The sequence below is a fragment of the Flindersiella endophytica genome, from assembly GCF_054779015.1.
Genome location: NZ_BAAGYY010000013.1, coordinates 124023 through 140742, shown reverse-complemented (window position 1 = coordinate 140742; position 16720 = coordinate 124023). Strand labels below are relative to the sequence as shown.

15 protein-coding genes are annotated in these 16720 nt (G+C 70.0%); 5 read left to right on the top strand and 10 right to left on the bottom strand.

Annotation, left to right across the window (positions count from 1 at the left end; translation table 11 throughout):
• Positions 1-20 precede the first annotated feature (20 nt).
• A complete protein-coding gene (locus ACYVF6_RS12905; protein ID WP_460520616.1) occupies positions 21-1073 on the top strand; it encodes a hypothetical protein in 1053 nt (350 codons plus the stop codon).
• A 5-nt stretch (positions 1074-1078) separates the two neighbouring features.
• Here the strand turns inward: ACYVF6_RS12905 and ACYVF6_RS12900 are convergent, their stop codons facing one another.
• Genes ACYVF6_RS12900 through ACYVF6_RS12890 form a run of 3 tightly spaced genes read right to left on the bottom strand, consistent with a single transcriptional unit; the run spans position 1079 to position 4123 of the window.
• Positions 1079-1900, bottom strand: a complete 822-nt coding sequence (locus tag ACYVF6_RS12900; RefSeq protein ID WP_460520614.1) for a carbohydrate ABC transporter permease — start codon at positions 1898-1900, stop codon at positions 1079-1081.
• Positions 1897-2826 carry a carbohydrate ABC transporter permease gene (locus ACYVF6_RS12895; protein ID WP_460520612.1) on the bottom strand — a complete coding sequence of 310 codons (930 nt, stop codon included), beginning with the start codon at positions 2824-2826 and terminating at the stop codon, positions 1897-1899. The genes ACYVF6_RS12900 and ACYVF6_RS12895 overlap by 4 nt, the downstream gene beginning before the upstream one ends.
• Entirely contained in the window at positions 2819-4123 is a 1305-nt protein-coding gene (locus ACYVF6_RS12890; RefSeq protein ID WP_460520610.1) for an ABC transporter substrate-binding protein, read from the bottom strand. The genes ACYVF6_RS12895 and ACYVF6_RS12890 overlap by 8 nt, the downstream gene beginning before the upstream one ends.
• Positions 4124-4367: 244 nt before the next feature.
• On the opposite strand from ACYVF6_RS12890, the gene ACYVF6_RS12885 reads away from it, so the two are divergent.
• The gene (locus ACYVF6_RS12885; protein ID WP_460520608.1) at positions 4368-5249 is read left to right on the top strand and encodes a hypothetical protein; all 882 of its coding nucleotides are present in this window, start codon (positions 4368-4370) and stop codon (positions 5247-5249) included.
• Between the two features lie 3 nt (positions 5250-5252).
• Here ACYVF6_RS12885 and ACYVF6_RS12880 read toward each other — a convergent pair whose 3' ends face one another.
• The gene (locus tag ACYVF6_RS12880) at positions 5253-6656 is read right to left on the bottom strand and encodes a sensor histidine kinase (protein ID WP_460520606.1); all 1404 of its coding nucleotides are present in this window, start codon (positions 6654-6656) and stop codon (positions 5253-5255) included.
• 13 nt (positions 6657-6669) lie between these two features.
• Positions 6670-7338: a response regulator transcription factor gene (locus ACYVF6_RS12875; RefSeq protein ID WP_460520604.1), complete on the bottom strand. Its 669-nt coding sequence runs from the start codon at positions 7336-7338 to the stop codon at positions 6670-6672.
• A gap of 115 nt (positions 7339-7453) precedes the next feature.
• On the opposite strand from ACYVF6_RS12875, the gene ACYVF6_RS12870 reads away from it, so the two are divergent.
• The 3 genes from ACYVF6_RS12870 to ACYVF6_RS12860 are packed head-to-tail and all read left to right on the top strand — an operon-like array spanning position 7454 to position 10393.
• On the top strand, positions 7454-8569 hold the full coding sequence (locus ACYVF6_RS12870; RefSeq protein WP_460520602.1) for a LolA family protein: 1116 nt from the start codon (positions 7454-7456) through the stop codon (positions 8567-8569).
• The gene (locus ACYVF6_RS12865) at positions 8566-9522 is read left to right on the top strand and encodes an ABC transporter ATP-binding protein (RefSeq protein WP_460520600.1); all 957 of its coding nucleotides are present in this window, start codon (positions 8566-8568) and stop codon (positions 9520-9522) included. Before ACYVF6_RS12870 ends, ACYVF6_RS12865 begins: the two co-directional genes overlap by 4 nt.
• Positions 9509-10393: an ABC transporter permease gene (locus tag ACYVF6_RS12860; protein ID WP_460520598.1), complete on the top strand. Its 885-nt coding sequence runs from the start codon at positions 9509-9511 to the stop codon at positions 10391-10393. The genes ACYVF6_RS12865 and ACYVF6_RS12860 overlap by 14 nt, the downstream gene beginning before the upstream one ends.
• A 19-nt stretch (positions 10394-10412) precedes the next feature.
• On the opposite strand, the gene ACYVF6_RS12855 is transcribed toward ACYVF6_RS12860, so the two are convergent.
• The 5 genes from ACYVF6_RS12855 to ACYVF6_RS12835 all read right to left on the bottom strand — a co-directional run bounded on the left by ACYVF6_RS12855 (position 10413) and on the right by ACYVF6_RS12835 (position 16708).
• Entirely contained in the window at positions 10413-10937 is a 525-nt protein-coding gene (locus ACYVF6_RS12855; protein WP_460520596.1) for a GNAT family N-acetyltransferase, read from the bottom strand.
• 15 nt (positions 10938-10952) lie between these two features.
• On the bottom strand, positions 10953-11654 hold the full coding sequence (locus ACYVF6_RS12850) for a class I SAM-dependent methyltransferase (protein ID WP_460520594.1): 702 nt from the start codon (positions 11652-11654) through the stop codon (positions 10953-10955).
• Positions 11635-12429 (bottom strand): TrmH family RNA methyltransferase, encoded by a 795-nt coding sequence (locus tag ACYVF6_RS12845; RefSeq protein WP_460520592.1) that lies wholly within the window; start codon positions 12427-12429, stop codon positions 11635-11637. The genes ACYVF6_RS12850 and ACYVF6_RS12845 overlap by 20 nt, the downstream gene beginning before the upstream one ends.
• 197 nt (positions 12430-12626) lie before the next feature.
• Positions 12627-15047 carry a hypothetical protein gene (locus tag ACYVF6_RS12840; protein WP_460520590.1) on the bottom strand — a complete coding sequence of 807 codons (2421 nt, stop codon included), beginning with the start codon at positions 15045-15047 and terminating at the stop codon, positions 12627-12629.
• 5 nt (positions 15048-15052) lie between these two features.
• Positions 15053-16708 (bottom strand): type 2 periplasmic-binding domain-containing protein, encoded by a 1656-nt coding sequence (locus tag ACYVF6_RS12835; protein ID WP_460520588.1) that lies wholly within the window; start codon positions 16706-16708, stop codon positions 15053-15055.
• Between the last annotated feature and the right edge of the window lie 12 nt (positions 16709-16720).

The window sequence follows — 16720 nt, the reverse complement described above, 5'->3', positions numbered from 1 at the left end:
AGATGTGCGACCCTGCCTGGGTGCTTACGAACGTACCGCTCACCACGTTGCTCTCCTGGGTGTGGATCGCGCACACGATCGAGGCTGACAACGCCTTCGAGGCCTTGGCATCCGCTCAGGCCGGCCGGGCGTTCCGGATGTCGTTGCCGATGTGGACCAACGGGCTGCGGTTCGTGTCCGAGGACGGCGTCACGGTCTCCGAGCTGCGCGGCCTGGCCCGGGCCGACTGCAACCTCGGCGGGCTGGAGCGGTGGGGCTGGATGTCGGTCGGCGACTCCAGCGATGCGGAACGCAGGCCGGGGTACGGCAGCTTCCGCGGCATCAACGGCAACAGCGTCCTGCGCCCGACGAAGGCGGGCTCGGACGCACGCCGGCTGTGGCCTCGTGTACTCGGCGACGTCGAGCAGCGCTGGCGGGCGCGATTCGGTGCCGAGGCAGTCGGCGCACTGCGGCACGCGCTGCTCGCTCACCTACCGACGACGCCGATGCCGTGGTCGCCGCCCGAGGTCACGACCACCGACGGCTACCTCTCCCAGGTGGTGCCCGGCGCTGCCGGCGAAGACGACGAGCAGCGCCCGCTGGCGGCGCTGCTCGGCCAGGTGCTGACCGCGTACACGCTCGAACACGAGCAGGGTGCCGCGGTCTCGCTGCCACTCGCCGCCAACCTCCTGCGGGCCGTCGGATCCGGCGTCGTTCGGCTTCGGGATCTGCCCACGCTGACGGGGATCTCGAAGGAGGGGTGCACCCAGGCGGCCGGCTACCTCGAGCGCAACGGCCTGGCGACACCGGGGCCGGATCGCACTGTCTCCCTCACACCGGACGGCCACGACGCGCTGGACGACTATCGGCGCCGGGCGCACGCGCAACCGGACGGCGGCCGGCTGCACGAGGCACTCGCGCCATTCGTCACGCAGCAGGACGCGCTGACCGCCGGCCTCGTACCGCCGGAGGGCTGCTGGCGCGGCGAGCGCCCATACCTCACCCGGACCAAACGCCTGCTGGAGAACCCGATCGCGGCCCTGCCGTGGCATCCGTTCGTCCTCGCCCGCGGCGCCTGGCCCGACGCCGGCTGAAGGGCTCAGCTCTTCACCGAGCCGACCATGAGGTTGTCGAGGATGTGCTTGCGACCGGCCACGAAGACGATGACGATCGGGATCGTGACCAGGAACGAGCCGGCGAACAGCGTGCCGTACTCCGTGTTGTAGAACCCGATCAGGTTCGCCAGGCCCACGGGATAGGTCTGGCGTTCGGGGCTGCGCAGCACGATCGACGGCCAGAGGAAGTCGTTCCAGGAGGCCAGGAACGTCAGTACGGCAAGCACCGAGAGCGCGCCCTTGGCCAGCGGCACACCCATCGTCAGGAAGATCCGGAACTCCGACGCGCCGTCGATGCGGGCCGCCTGCACCATGTCGTCCGGCACCGCGAGCATCGCCTGCCGGATGAAGAAGGCCCCGAAGGCGCTGGCGCCCGCCGGCAGGACCACGCCCTGGAACGTGTCGAGCCAGTTGAACGCCACCATCATCTGGAACAACGGCACGAGCGCGACCTGCAACGGCAGCGTCAACGTCGCCAGCAGCACGATGAAGAGCAGGTTCCGCAAGGGGAACTCGAACTTCGCGAATCCCCAGCCCACCGAGGCCGACGTCGCCACCACGAGCAGCGTCGTGAGCCCGGCGACGGCCACACTGTTGAGCACCTGACGGGCGAACGGGATCAGCTCGCTGGTGAACAGGTTGACGTAGTGCTCGGTCGTGAAGTCGCCGGGCCACAGCTTCAGCGGCAGCTGGAACAGCTCGCCGGGTGCTCGGACGGTCGACGTCATCAGATAGACGTACGGCACCAGCGTGACCGCGACCGCGGCCAGGAGCAGGACGTAGATGACGAGCCGCCGCCAGTTCATGCCGACTCCTTCCGGAAGAAGCCCTGCGCCCACATCTGCAGGACGCTCAGCGCCACGATGACGACCGTGATGCCGTATCCGATCGCGGCGCCGTAGCCGAGGTCGAGGTTGGTGAACGCGGTCTCGTAGAGGTACATCGTGAGCGTCAGCCCGGCCCGGTCCGGCCCACCGCCTTCGCCGACGAGCGCGACGGGCTGGGCGAACAGCTGGTAGGAGCCGATGATGGCGAACGTCACGACGAACACGGTCGTGGGACGCAGCAGCGGCAGCGTGATGTGGCGGAAGCGCTGCCATGGGCCGGCGCCGTCGACGACCGCGGCCTCATGGATGCCGGGATCCTGATTCTGCAGCCCCACCATGAAGTAGATCGCGTTGATGCCGGTGAACTGCCACACGCCCAGCAGGATGATGCTCGGCATGATGAAGTTCGGATCGGTCAGCCACGCGACCTTCGGCAGCCCGAGCGGCGACAGCAGCCAGTTGTTCAGCAGGCCGTACTGCTCGTCGAAGACCAGCCGGAACACCACCGCCACGACGATTCCGGAGATGGCGTTCGGCAGGAAGAACGACAGCCGGAAGAACTCTCGTAGCAGCAGCCCCTTGGTGCGCAGCAGCAGAGCGAGACTCAGCGCGAGCGGGACGATGACCAGAATGCTGCCGAGCGCGTAGTAGCTCGTGTTGAGCAACGCCTTGTAGAACGTCGGATCCGCGATCAGCGTCGCGTAGTTGTCGGCGCCGGTGAAGGTCGCCGAGGTGTCCACGCCGCGCTCGGTGTAGAAGCTCATCTGCAGCGAGCGCAGTGTGGGCAGGCCGAAGAAGAGCCCGAACAGCACGAAGAACGGCGCGATGAAGAAGTACGGCGCCCAGCGCGGCTTGACCCGGCTACGCCGGCGCTGCCGTTGTGGCGAGGGGAGGGCCTTAGTCAACGAGCCCACCCCGCTCCATCTTGGCGCGTACGGCTGAGGCCGCCTCGCCGAAGACCTCGCGCACGGTCTGCTTGCGCAGGTAGATGTCCATCATGCGAGGCGAGAGCTCCTGGTTGCCGAGCTGCGGCCGGTAGGGGTTCTGGTACTGCGGCGGCACCTCGTCGCCGATGTCGGCGTAGAGCTCGCCGATCTTCTGCCCGCCGAAGAACGGCGCCGGCTCGAGCATGCGCTTGTCCTCCCACGCGGGTACGAACGCCGGATAGAGGTTGATCGCCCTGTAACGCTTGACGACCGCGTCAACGCGCAGCATCGCGAACTCCATGAACTGCCAGGCGATCTCGCGGCGCTTGGTGGTCCTCAGCATGGTGAGACCGGTGCCGCCGTTGCAGCTGGAGCGCCGGCCGCCGGGCTCGAACGCCGGCAGCGGGCAGGCGCCCCACGTGCCGGACAGGTCGGCGGCGAGATCCTCGATCGTGCCGGCGTACCAGTCCGGCGCGACGAACGCGGCCAGCCTGCCCTTGCGGAAGTCCTCCCACACAGCAGGCGTGAAGCCCTGGTTCACCCAGCCGGACGGCTCGGCGAAGACCCGCTTGCGTTCCAGCGCGAGCATCCATTCCATGGTGTCGATCGACAGCTCGCTGTCGACGGTCAGCCGCCCATCGGCGTCGAAGTAGTCGCCGCCGCGCTGGCGGAGCATCACGTCGTGCGGGGGAATCGGGATCGCGCGGGCGTCGGGTGGGAACGATTCCTGAACCGCCGCGGTGAACTCGTCCCAGGTGTGGAGCGTGGCGGGGTCGATGCCCGTGCGTTCCCAGGGTTCGCGGAGATAGAAGAGCGTGACGGGTGTCAACGCGTGCTCGATCCCGTAGACGCCGTCGTGCCAGCTGTAGAGAGCCTGCCGGGCGGGCACGAGCTGCTTGTCGTAACCCTGCTGCCGCAACCAGGGCCGGAGATCGACGAACGGGATCGAGCGGCCGATCAGGAAGCGGCCGAAGCCGCCCTGCTCGATGTCGCAGAGATCGGGGAGGTTCAGGCCGCCGGCCTTGAGGTTGATCAGGAGCTGCTGGAGCAGGGAGTCGAACGACAACAGGCTGACGGCGACGTGGATGCCGGTCTGTTGCTCGAACTCCTTGGCCATCTCCTTGAACCAGCCCGCGTGCGTGTCCGCGAACGTCCACAGGTTCAGGTCGCCCTGCGATGCCGAGCTGCTGGGCGGGGTACATCCCGCAGCGGTCAGCGTCGCGCCGGCGCCGAGCAGGCCGAGCGCCTGCCGGCGGCTGATTCGTCGCGTTGCCATCGCACCTCCCGCGGAGCACCTCCGCAGTCAGTAACTATGGGCCAGCAGCGTTTGCGCGGACATATCCCGAACGCACCAAAACCTGAACGATATTGACCTCTGAGCGGCGGCCGAGATGACCGGTTCCGGAACCGACGGCAGCGCGCTCGACCCCGAGGGAAGTCAGGGATCTTCCCGATACCAGGGATCGGCGACGGTCCACTAGCGTTCGAGCGTAGACAACCTACATATGGAGGCAGTCAGCATGCTCGGACTTGTCATGGCGTTGGTCCTCGCCTTTCCGGTGCCGTTCGGCCCGGCGGTGTCCGCCGTGTCCGCCACATCGGCTCCCGGCGGCGGAGGACACGAGTGTTCGGCGCCACCGCTACCGCCGACGGGCTCGCCGTTGGTGATCGACCCGGCCTCGGCCGCCGCACCGGCCGGCGCGTCCCGTCCGGCCAGCAGCCGCGAGGCCCGGGAGGTGCGGGCAGGGCTGGACAACTTCGTCACGTGCATCAACGCAGGTGACCACCTGCGGGCTTCGACGCTCTTCACGGCGTACTTCGTTCGCGCGGGCATGGGACAGAGCAGCTACGAGCGGGTGCCGGCCGTTCTGGCCGGTCTGCGGATGGAGCACGTGCGGATCGACCGGATCCTCGCGTACGAGGACAGCAGCTTCGTGACCGAGGCGCGTTACCTCGCGTACGGGCACCAGCTGGTGCATGCCAGGACGACCTGGTGGCCGGAGGACGGTTTCCTGAAGGTCGACGGGATGGAGACGCTCCAGCCCGACCTTCCCGCGGGTGCGGCGGAGATCAACGTCGACATGGGGGAGTACTTCTACCGGCTGGACCGGCAGCACGTGTGCCCGCGGAACGGCAAGCTCGTCCTGCACCTGCGCAACGTGGGCGCGGAGTTCCACGAGGCGAACCTGCTCCGCCTGCCCCCGGGTGCCGAGCCCGAGGACATCTTCGACGGCACCATCACCCAGGACCAGGTCGAGACGATCGCCCAGGGCGGCAACGGCGGCGACGTGGCCATGGTCCGGGTGGAGCCGGGCACGTACACCCTGGTGGACTTCATCCCCGCGCCGGACGGCCGGCCGCACGGGGCACACGGGATGACCGCTCAGCTCAGAGTCTGCTGACGATCACGACGTCGCGCCGCGGCCCGGGTCCGGCTCTCGCAACGGGAGCCGGACCACGGCGCGGACGCCTGGCGCGGCGTCCTCCAGCCAGACCGTGCCGCCATGGATCCGGGCCACCTCGCGAACGATCGCGAGCCCGAGACCGTTGCCGCCGTCGTTGCGGGCGCGCGCGTCGTCGAGCCGGGTGAAGCGCTCGAAGACGCGCTCGCGGTCGGCCTCCGGGATGCCGGAGCCGTCGTCGGTGACGGTGAGCAGGGCCGCCGAGCCCATGGCAGCACCGTCGGCGGTCACGACGACCGACACCTTCGTGGCCGCGTGCCGGCACGCGTTGTCGAGCAGGTTCGCGATCATCCGGTGCAGGCCGTCGCGGGCGCCGAGCACCCACAAGCTGGTGCCGGCGTTCGCCGAGACCGCGACCCGGGCGTCGGCGTAGCGGGCGGCGACTTCTCGCACCACCTCGGCCAGGTCGATCGGCTGCTTCACCATCGCCTGCGCGGCGGCGTCGTCGGCGCGGGCGAGCAGCAACAGGTCGTCGGTCAGCCGCTGCAGCCGGTCCAGGTCGGCCAGCAGTCCGCCGGCGGTCTCGTCCCAGTCGGCCTGGGTACCGAGCCGGGCAGCCACCTCGGTCTGCGTACGCATGCTGGCCAGCGGGCTGCGCAGCTCGTGCGCCGCGTCGGCGACGAACGCGCGCTGGCGGGCGCGGGCGGCCTCGAGCCGGGCGAGCATGTCGTTGAGCGTGACGGCGAGCCGGTGTACCTCGTCGTTCCCGCTGGGCACGGGCAGCCGGCCATCCGAACGCGATCCGGTGATCTCGGCCGCGCCACGCCGCAGCTGCTCGACCGGCCGCAGCGTCCACCCGACCACCCGCCACGCGACGATCGCCAGCACCACGACCAGCAAGGGGAACGCGACCAGCAGGATCTTACGGACGATGCCGACCGACTCCTCCAGGCTGTGGGCCGACACCGCGACCAGGACGGTCTGCGGTCCGGAGGACGCCTTGGCGGTCTGGACCACCACCCGGACGGGGTCGTCCAGGCCGGCGCGGTCACCGGTGACCATGTACCGGCTGCCGCTGTGCGCGTTTCGTAGCTGATCCGCCGGCAGGAGCGGAACCAGCCGGTCTCCGCCGGACGACACCGCGACGATGCCGCCGTCCTGGTCGAGTACCTGGACGACCGCGGCATCGCCGCCGGCCGGGATCGGGTCGGGCAGCCGGCCGGCCTGGATCAGAGTCGCCGTCTCCTTGGCGGTCTGCGTCGCGCTCTGGTCGAGGTTGCGGAGCAGTGCGTACGACAGCGTCTGCACCAGGATGAGGCCGCCGATCACGAGCCCGGCCGTCACGCCGGCCGAGCCGATCAGGATGAGACGGGCCCGCAGGCTCGCCCGCCGCCACCAGCCGAGCACGCCGTCCTCCGCCCTACGCCGGGTCGCCGGCGGTCAGCCGGTAGCCGGCTCCGCGAACGGTCTCGAGTACGTCGCGGCCGAGCTTGCGCCGGAGGTATCCGACGTAGACCTCGACGACGTTCGGATCGGTGTCGTCTGCCGCGTCCCACACGTGGTCGAGCAGCTCCAGCTTCGGGACCACGTCGCCGGCCCGGCGGATGAGGTATTCGAGCAAGGCGTACTCCCGCGTCGTCAGGTCGATCTCCGTGCCGGCGCGGGTGACCTGGTGGGTGGCCGGGTCGAGGCGGAGGTCGCCGGCGGTCAGCACGGCCGGCCGCTCGGGCGCTCCCCGCCGGAGCAGTGCGCGGAGCCGGGCCAGCAGGACGACGAACGAGAACGGCTTGGTGAGGTAGTCGTCGGCACCCAGGTCGAGGCCGTCGGCCTGGTCGTACTCGCCGTCCTTGGCCGACAGCATCAGGACCGGCACCCAGTTGTGCTCTGAGCGCAGCGTGCGGACGATGTCGTAGCCGGACCGGCCCGGGAGCATGATGTCGAGCACGATCGCGTCGTAGTCGCCGTATCTCGCCCGCTCGAGGCCGTTGACACCGTCGGTGGCCACGTCGACGACGAAACCCTCCGCGGTCAGGCCGCGGGCCAGCGCCTGGCCCAGCCTGACCTCGTCTTCCACCACGAGCAGTCGCACAAGGTCAGCCTGCCACGACCGGCGGATTCGTACGCGGATCGCTCTCAGCCAGTTCACAGCCGGTGTCTCGCAGAATGGTGAGCGCTGGGGAACGCCGTACCCATGGAGGTGGGCCTTGTTCACGTCACGTCCCGCGCTGCGCTGGATCGTCCCGGCCGCGGCCCTGGCGGTCGTGGCCGGTGTCACGGGCACCGTGCTGCGCGCCGATGCCGCCGGCGCGCTGCCGCCGCGCTCGGCGAAGCAGCTGCTCGTCGATCTGCAGACCGCGCAACCTGAGCCGTTCTCCGGCACGGTCGTGCAACAGGCCCGGCTCGGGCTGCCGGAGCTCCCGGCGCTGTCCGGTGACGACAACAGCTCGGACCTCTCGTCGCTGGTGTCGGGCAACCACACGCTGAAGGTGTGGTACGACAGTCCGCAACGCGTACGGCTCGCGCTGCTCGGCACGCTGGGGGAGTCCGACATCATCCGCAACGGCCGTGACCTGTGGATGTGGTCCAGCAACGAGAAGTCGGCGCAGCACCGGACGCTGCCGGCGTCGAGTGTAGAGCCGGAGGGCCCGGTGGTCCCCGACGCGAACCAGTTGCCGAAGACGCCGCAGGAGGCGGCCGACCAGGCCCTGGCCGCGCTCGACCCGACCACGAAGGTCACGACGGACGGCACCGCGCGGGTAGCCGGCCTCGACGCGTACCAGCTGGTGCTGAGCCCGCGCGACCAGTCGTCGCTGGTCGGTCAGATCCGCCTGGCGATCGACGCGAAGTCGCACCTTCCGCTGCAGGTGCAGGTCTACGCCCGCGGTGCGAGCGATCCGGCGTTCCAGGTCGGGTTCACCCGGATCACCTTCGGCAGGCCGAGCGCCGACCACTTCACGTTCTCGCCGCCCCCTGGCACGAAGGTCGAGCAGGCGCGGCCGGGCAAGGACCAGCCGGACGAGGGCCGCCAGACCGAGCGGCGCGGCGACCAGACGGATGCCGCGTCCGCGCCGAAGCTCGTGGGCAAGGGCTGGCTGACGGTCGTGGTAGCCCGGACGACCGAGCCCGGCAGGTCGGTGAGGAAGCCTGGAGGCGACTTCGGTGCGATCGTGCAGAGCCTGCCGAAGGTGTCGGGATCCTGGGGATCCGGCCGGCTGCTCAAGGGCTCGCTGTTCACCGTCCTGTTCACCGACGACGGTCGGGTGCTGGCGGGAGCGGTCGCGCCGGAACGCCTGTACTCCGTCGCCGGCACCACCCGATGACGGGCGCGATCGAGACGTTCGGCCTGACCAAGCGGTTTCGCTCTGGTCAGGTCGCCGTCGACGACCTGTCGCTTTCGGTGCCGCCAGGATCGGTCTACGGCTTCCTGGGGCCGAACGGCTCCGGCAAGACCACCACGATCCGGATGCTGCTGGGCCTGATCCGGCCGACGTCCGGGCGGCACACGCTGCTCGGCCACCCGATGCCGAAGGGTGCCGGGGAGGCGCTGCCCCGGATCGGGTCGCTGGTCGAAGGGCCGGCGTTCCATCCGTATCTCTCCGGGCGGGCCAACCTCCATCGGCTGGACGCGGCCGACCGGCTGGCCGACCCGCGTACGGCCGGTTCACGGGTCGATGCGGCCATGGACCGGGTGGGGCTGCTGGCGGCGGCCCGGAAGCGGTACCGCGCGTACTCCCTCGGCATGCGGCAGCGGCTCGCGCTGGCCGCGGTGCTGCTGCAGCCGCGCGACCTGCTGATCCTGGACGAGCCGACCAACGGGCTCGACCCGCAGGGCACGCGGGAGGTGCGTTCGCTGATCACCGATCTGGCCCACAGCGGTACGACCGTCATGCTGTCGACGCACCTGCTGTCGGAGGTGGAGCAGATCTGCACACACGTGGGGGTCATGCACATCGGACGGCTGAAGGCGCAGGCTCCCCTTGCCGAGCTGCGAGCGGCCACGGCGCCGCGGGTCAACGTCGAGACCAGCCAGCCGGAGGAAGCTGGCGACATCATGCGCAAGGCGGGCCTGACGTCGGTCTCGATCGTGGCTGACGGCCCGGCCGCGGTCGGCGTGCTGGACGTGGACGAGGCCGAACGGCAGGCCCGGGCCGAGAAACTCCTTCGTACGCTCGTCGATGCCGGCCTGCCGGTGTGGGGATTCACGTTGGTGGCACCCGATCTGGAGGAGATGTTCGTGTCGTTGACGGGGGAGGGCTTCGATGTCAGCGGTTGACCTACGCCCGGAGTCCGAGCCGGCCGCTGCGGCACTGGCGCGGCCGAAGGCGTTCAGCACGCGCTTCTTCCGTTCGGAGTTGATGCTGATCTTCGGCCGGCGGCGCAACTGGCTCGGGCTCGCGATCCTGGCGGCGATGCCGCTGATCATCGCGATCTCGACGAAGGTGTCCAACGGTGCGGGCTCGGCGGACGAGGGCGGGCCGGACTTCTTCGCGAGCATCACGTCCAACGGCCTGTTCGTGGCGCTGGCCGCCCTCACCGTCGAGCTGCCGATCTTCCTCCCACTCGCGATCGCCGCCATCTCAGGCGACTCGATCGCCGGTGAGGCGAACCTGGGCACTCTGCGCAACCTGCTGGCGGTCCCCGTGCATCGCACCCGGATGCTCGCGGTGAAGTACGGCGCGCTCGTCGTCTTCTGCGGGGCGGCGACCCTGCTGGTGGCGTTCGTAGGCGCCACGGCGGGCCTGATCCTCTTCGGCGGTGGGCCGTTGACGCTGCTGTCCGGAACGCAGATCGGCTTCGGCGAGGGCCTGCTCCGGCTGTTGCTGGTGTGCGCCTACATCACGGCGTGCCTGTCGTCGCTGGCCGCGTTCGGCCTGTTCGTGTCGACGCTGACCGAACAGCCGATCGGCGCCGCGATCGCCACGCTCATCTTCGCGATCACCAGTCAGATCGCCGACGTGGTGCCACGACTGGAATGGCTGCATCCGTACCTCATCGCCCATCACTGGCTCGGCTTCGGCGACCTCCTCCGCACGCCGATCAGCACCGAGACGATCGGTCCGGGCCTGTGGTCGGCGTTCGCCTACACCCTGGTCTTCCTGGCAGCGTCCTGGGCCCGCTTCCAGAACCGCGACGTGTCGAGCTGACGACGCCGGTGCGTTCCGGTCAGAGCGTGATCCAGTAGCGGCGGGTGTGGCCGAGTTCGGTGTCGCGGATATCTTCGAGGACGCCGCCGTTGCGTTCGATCGTGCGGGCGGAGCCGACGTTGCTGTCGTCGCAGGTGATCAGGACGCGCGCGAGGCCGAGCGTGCGGGCTTCGTCGAGCACGGCGGACACGGCGAAGCTCGCCAGCCCGCGGCGGCGGGCGGAGGGGCGGATGCCGTAGCCGATGTGGCCGCCGGCGCGGAGCAGGAAGTCGTTCAGCTCGTGCCGCAACGAGATCGCGCCGAGATACGTCCCGTCCTCGACGACCCACCAGTAGGTGGCGTGCACCCGTCCCGGCTCGGCGGGGATCGCGGGGTCGGACTGCCGGCGCAGCCGCTCGATCCAGGCCGCGAAGCCTTCAGCGGTCTCCACGTCGTCGGACTCGTGCAGGCCGGAGCCGTCCTGGTGCGTGCCGCGCCCCCACTCATCGCGGGCCTCCAGCCAGGAAGCGTGCAGGTCGGCAGTCGGTGCGATCAACTCGGGCATGCTCCCAGAGACTAGTCAGCGGCGAGCCCAGACGTTCACACCCTTCTTCGTGATGTCCAGCGGGACGGGAAGCCGCTCCGCCTTGGTCTCCGGCTCCGGCTCGCCGAACGCGACGAGGTAGTCCACGACCGCTGCCCGGTCGGGCAGGTGATAGGCAGGCACCTCCCACCAGTCCGCCTCGACCTCACCGAAGACCGACGCTACGAGGCCCACGGCCTCCTCCGCGTCGAACGTGCCTTTCCGTCCCCAGGTGTCGACCACGCCGGCCAGCTCCGGGTCGTGATAGCGGCTCGGGCACGAGGCGAGGAAGAGCCCGCCGGGCTTCAGCGCCTCGTACGCCTGCCGGATGCCGGCGACCGGATCGGCGAGGAAATACAGGCAGTTGACCGCGGAGACGGCGTCGAACGACGCCGGCCGCACGGGTGTCGCCACGATGTCGCCGACGACGGCGGGACGATGGTGGGCGGTCCAGTCGGTGACGTTCAGGTCGAGCACCAGGCACCAGACTCCTTCAGGCGTGAGCAGCCGCGAGATCGGCCCGCTCCCGCCGCCGAGTTCGAGGAAGCGGCCGGCCGGCTCGCGACGAATCCGCCGGGCGAAACCGGCCTCGAGCGGCTCGACGACCAGGTAGTCGCCCAGCAGCCGCTCCCACGCTCGCTTCTGCCTGGCCTGCGCCGGATGGACGTACGGGGCCGGTTCACACTGGTCGGAGCGCATGGGGCGCCTCTCTCTGGGTGGTCTGGCGGACGAGTTCGAAGAGCAGGACGCCGGCGGCGACCGCCACGTTGAGGGAGTCGACCGTGCCGCGCATCGGGATCGAGACCGAGTGGTAGCCGCGGCCGAGCCAGGTGGGTGAGAGGCCGTGGCCTTCGGAGCCCACCACGAGCGCCGCCGGCCGGCCGTCACGGACGTACGAGTGATACGCGACGGGCGCGGCGGGGTCGGCCAGGCAGCATGCGAACCGGTGCGCGTCCAGCCAGTCGGCGGCAGCGTCGACGGCGGGGAAGTCGACCACCGGTGTGGTCAGCACCGCACCCCGGCTCGCCGTGAACGTGACCGGATGTTCCAAGCGGGCTTGCCGATTCGTCAGCACGAGCCCAACCGCGCCGGAGGCGTCGACGGTACGCAGGAGCGCGCCGAGGTTCGCGGCGTACTGCACGCCGTCGGCCACCAGCACGACACTCCCCGCCCCGGCAGGGAATCCGGCCGGCGGCCGGCGCGGCAGCCGGACCAGCGAGACCAGGCCGTCCGTACGCACCCGGCTGGTCAGGCGGTCCAGCACCCGGGCCGAGACCTGGTACGCCTCGACCGCGCGCGCCGCGAGAGCCGCAGCGCAGCGGACGATCCGCTCCGAGCCGGCGGTCTGCGGGCACCACACGAACGTCACGACACCGGCGTTTCGAGCCAGCAGGCACTCGTGTGCCCACAGGCCCTCGACCAGCACGAAGCCGGCCAGGTACGCACCCCTGCGCACATCGAGCAGCGCCCGCACGCGTGGGTGTTGTGCGCCGGCGTGAGGAAGGTCTGACAGACAAGAGAGATCGAGAGGGTCCATGGAGAGTCCCGGCAAGCCGAATCAGGCCGAGGCGGCACAGCACGCTGCAGGCAGCAGTGCGGCAGGCCTCGACGGTGGGCGAATGCCGGGCGTTACTCCATGAGCGGCAGCCTAGACAGTCTCCCGATTCCTCGTCATCCGGTTTTCCGGCCGTCGTTCCATGCGACAGCGGTCTCCTCGCCGGCGTCGTAGACGTAGACCGGAACGCCCGTGAACGGCGTGTGCCCGATCTCCTGCCACGGCAGGTGTCCGCGGCGCGGATCGCTGAGCGCGCTGCGATACCTGCGACCGTCGACACCGGTGGCGACGACCTGCACCGAGTCGCTCCTCGCGTCGTACCGCACTTCGGGAGCACCACTGAACGCCAGTGAACCCAGCCGCGACCACCGCCCCTCGCCCGTGCGCCGGTGTACCCAGGTGTGGTGGATCCCGCTGTCCTCGCCGAGCGCGTAGATCTCCACCGAGTCGCCGGCGGGGTTGCCGACCCACACCGGATCGGCCGCCGCGACCAGCGAGCCCAGCAACGCCTGTGGCGCACCGTCGCCGGCCCAGGAACGGACGATCCGCCCATCCGGCCGCCGGGTCAGGACGAGCTGCTCGGAAGCGCCGGACGCGATCGAGTCGAACTCCGCGCGCACCGCCTTCGCCAGCCCCGCGCCCGCCGGCACCGGCGCGGGCCAGAACTCCTCCCCACTCAGCCATAGCATGGCGCCGATCAGGATCGGCGCGTGCAGCCAGCCGGTCTCGGCGCAGTACGGACCCCAGCCGACGTCACAGTTGCTGCCGAAGTAGTCCCACTCCGTGAAGTCGAACGCCCGCATCCAGGTGCCGTCGAGCAGCGGGTCGTCGCTCGCGATCTGGATCCGGCTCAGATAGTCGAGCACCTGCTCGGCCAGCCGCCCGAACTCCGGCAGCCCGGTCACCTGAGCGGCGACCGGCAGGCTCAGCGCGGCGTACCCCAACGCGTACAGCTGATCGGTCACGGTGTCGTCGTTGGTCTGGAAGATCGACGCCTCGTCGGTCCCGTAACTGGCGTTGCTGATCGGCCCGCGCCCGTCGACCTCCGCCAGCGCTCCGGTCGCGGGATCGACGCACGAGCCGAGAAACGCCGCGACCTTCCGCAACGCGTCGAGGTAGCGCGCCGCGCCGGTGTAGCGATAGGCACCGGTGAGCGGCAGCAGGAGCCGCACCATCTCGCAGGTACGGCTGGTCTCCAGCCGCAGCCGAGGGTACGCGGCGAGCATGTGGTCCAGGCCTACACAAGCCGCGTCGAGGTAACGCCGGTCTCCGGTCGTCGCGTAGGCGTAGCAGAACGCGGACTGCGCCGAGCTGTTCCAGTGCGCCGACAGGTCCAGCGCCCGGTCGAACGGAGCGGCCTGAAAGCCGTCCCAGCCGGCGGCGAGCAACACCGCCGGCGTACGCCACGGGTTGGTCTGCAGTCCGTCCCGGCTGGTCCGCAGCAACGACTCCGTGCCACGCAGACCGGCACCGAGGTGCCCGGAAGCCATGGCGAACAAGGAGATCCAGCCACCGTCGTCGGCGAACAGGTTGTTGGTCTCGGCGAGATCGCGGCGCTCGCCCCGCGGCTCCCAACTGCCGTAGAGCCAGTTGCGGTCGACGATCTGGCTGCGCTCCACCACCCGCCGCATCAGGTTGCCGGCAACGCGTTCGTACCGCTCCCCGCCGGTCAGCCGGCCGTAGAGCCGATACGCATGAGCGACCTGCACGACGCCGTCGGCGCGTTCCTGCTCGCGCAGCCGATGCCTGCCGTCCGGCCCGATGTCGCCGGAGAGCCCTTCGGCGACCCCGGCGGTCCCGTCGGAACGACCGAACAGCATGCCGGCCCGGTCGAACCACGCCATCCCTTTGTCCACGAGCGAACGGACGCGATCCGGCCGCAGGGGAAGCCGCGCGACCGCTTCAGCCGGTACGAAACCGCGCGGGACAGCCTCGACCGGAACTCCACACGCGTACGCCAGGACCTGCCGCAGCAGCCGCCGCCATCGGGCGACGGGCCGGTACTGCCCGACGTCCGCACGACTCAAGGCGGTCGTGGCGTAGAGCAGGCGCCCCGCACCGACAGGGATCTCGAGCAGCGCCGGCCACGGCTCGTCCGCAGGCCCGAAGACCGCTCGCCCGACGCCGGCCACCAGACCGTAGGTCAGCAACTCGACAGCGGCCTCTGGCCGGACCACCTCGACGGTCCGCGACGCGTGCTCCTCGAAGATCGTGAGCGGCTCGAAGCCGTCGAGGATCGGGTGGCCGGCACCGCCCGGCGGCACGTAGAGCCGCTCGAACCCCGCCGTTCCCACCTCACCGACAGGCCTGGGAAACAAGCCGATCGGGTCGGTGACGAACTCGGCGTAGACCGTTCCACCCGCTGCCGCGAGCTCGGCCAGCCGCGAGGCGGTCTCCGCATCGAGCCGGCGTGGCTCCGGCGCATCGTCCGCCACCACGACGGCGACCGGAGCCTCGCTCGTGTCACCGAGGGAGGCGAGCAACTCCAGGACGAGGGGGCGGCCCGACCCGTCGCCGAGCACCAGTGGACTGTCCATGCGTCTCAGCGCTCCGCCAGTTGCTTCTCGAGGTCGGCGATGATCTGGTCGCCTCCGCGCGCGTGGTATTCCTTGCGATAGGCGTCCAGGTCGCCGATCGGCCGCCGTCCGCTGACGATCTGGTTGACGTAGTCAGCGGTGATCTTCTCCAGCACACCGCCAACCCTGTCACCGACCTCCGACGACAGGCTGCTGAGCGGGTCGGGCACCGAATCGGTCATCATCGCGTCCGCGTACGCCAGCGCGTCCCGTGCGCCGTTCGGCGTACCCGGGAAGTAGTACGCGTGCGGGAACTGTCCGAAGCCCGTGAGCTCCGACAGCAGCCGCGCGTCGTCGACAGGCACCGGCTCGTGCTCGGCGTTGTAGTTCCAGTGCCGCCCCTCCATGCCGAACCGGTTGAACATGTACTCCTCGGTGCCGAACGGCGAGGTCAGCCAGTCCAGCGTCGACAGGATCGTGTCGACCCGTTTGGGATTCTCGGCGGCTTTGGCCGAGATTCCCCAGCGCGAGAACCAACCGTTCGTCTGCACCCACTGGCAGTGCCCGCCGTCGTGACCCGGTGGCAGCAGCGGCACCGCCTGCCCGGCCTGGACCATCTTGTACTCCGGCGTGCCCGCCGTGAACGGACCCTGCAGACCGTTCTTCGTCAGCCCGAGCTGACCGGCGTGGAACATGTCGATCGTCTTGATCTCCTGGCTGTCCAGCGCGAGCGCGTCCGGATGCAGGCCGCCGGCCTTCCACAGCTTGCGGCACCAGCCGATCGCCTCGGCGAACGCGTCGGTGTCGATCCGCGAGACCACCCTGCCGTCGCGCTCCTGCCAGTCCGGTCCGGCGCGGAACATCGAGACGACCAGACCGAAGAACGGGCCGGGGAAGCCTCCCACACCGTACGGAGTTCGCCCACCCTGCTTGGAAATCGCCTTCGGAATCCTGGTGAAGTACTCGAACAGCTCGTCGGCGTTCTGCGGAGCGGACGACAGGCCGAGCTTGCGCGCCCAGTCCTCGCGGTAGAGGAAGATGGTGTCGACCGGCGGCACCGGGCAGACAACACCGCGGATCCGGCCGTCGATGAGCGTGTTACGCCAGTTGTCCTCGGTGATCAACGCCGCCAGGCTCGGATACGACGCCATCTTGTCGCCGCTCAGCACCTCGGTCAGGTCGGCGAAAGCGCCCTGCCGCAACGCCTTGTTGCTCGTGGCACTCGGCAGCAGCACGGTCACGTCGGGCAGGTCGCCACTGCTGAGCAGCGTCGCCAGCTTGGCGTCGTAGGAGTCCGACGGTCCCCAGATCATCTTCAGCTCGAGACCGAGCCTGTGGTTCATCTGCTGCCAGTAAGGGTTCTGGCGAAGCGACGGTGGCGGTGGCGCCCAGAGAATCGTGAACATCGACATCGAGGTCCCGTCGCCGGGTCGCTTGGGATGAGCGACGCGCAACGGGTCGGGCAGCACGGGGAACGCCGACGGCATGCCCGGGAACTTGCTGCGGATCTCGCCCTTGGCCAGCGGACTCGGGATGTACTTCGGCAACGGGACGTTGCTCGAACCCGCTGTGGGCTTGGCGGTCGCTCCGCCGGAGGAACACCCGGCGAGGGCGGCCGCGGCGAGCGCGCCGGCGCCGAGGAGAACTCCACGGCGGCTGGGCGCCGGCTGCGAACTGGACATGACGAGGACCTC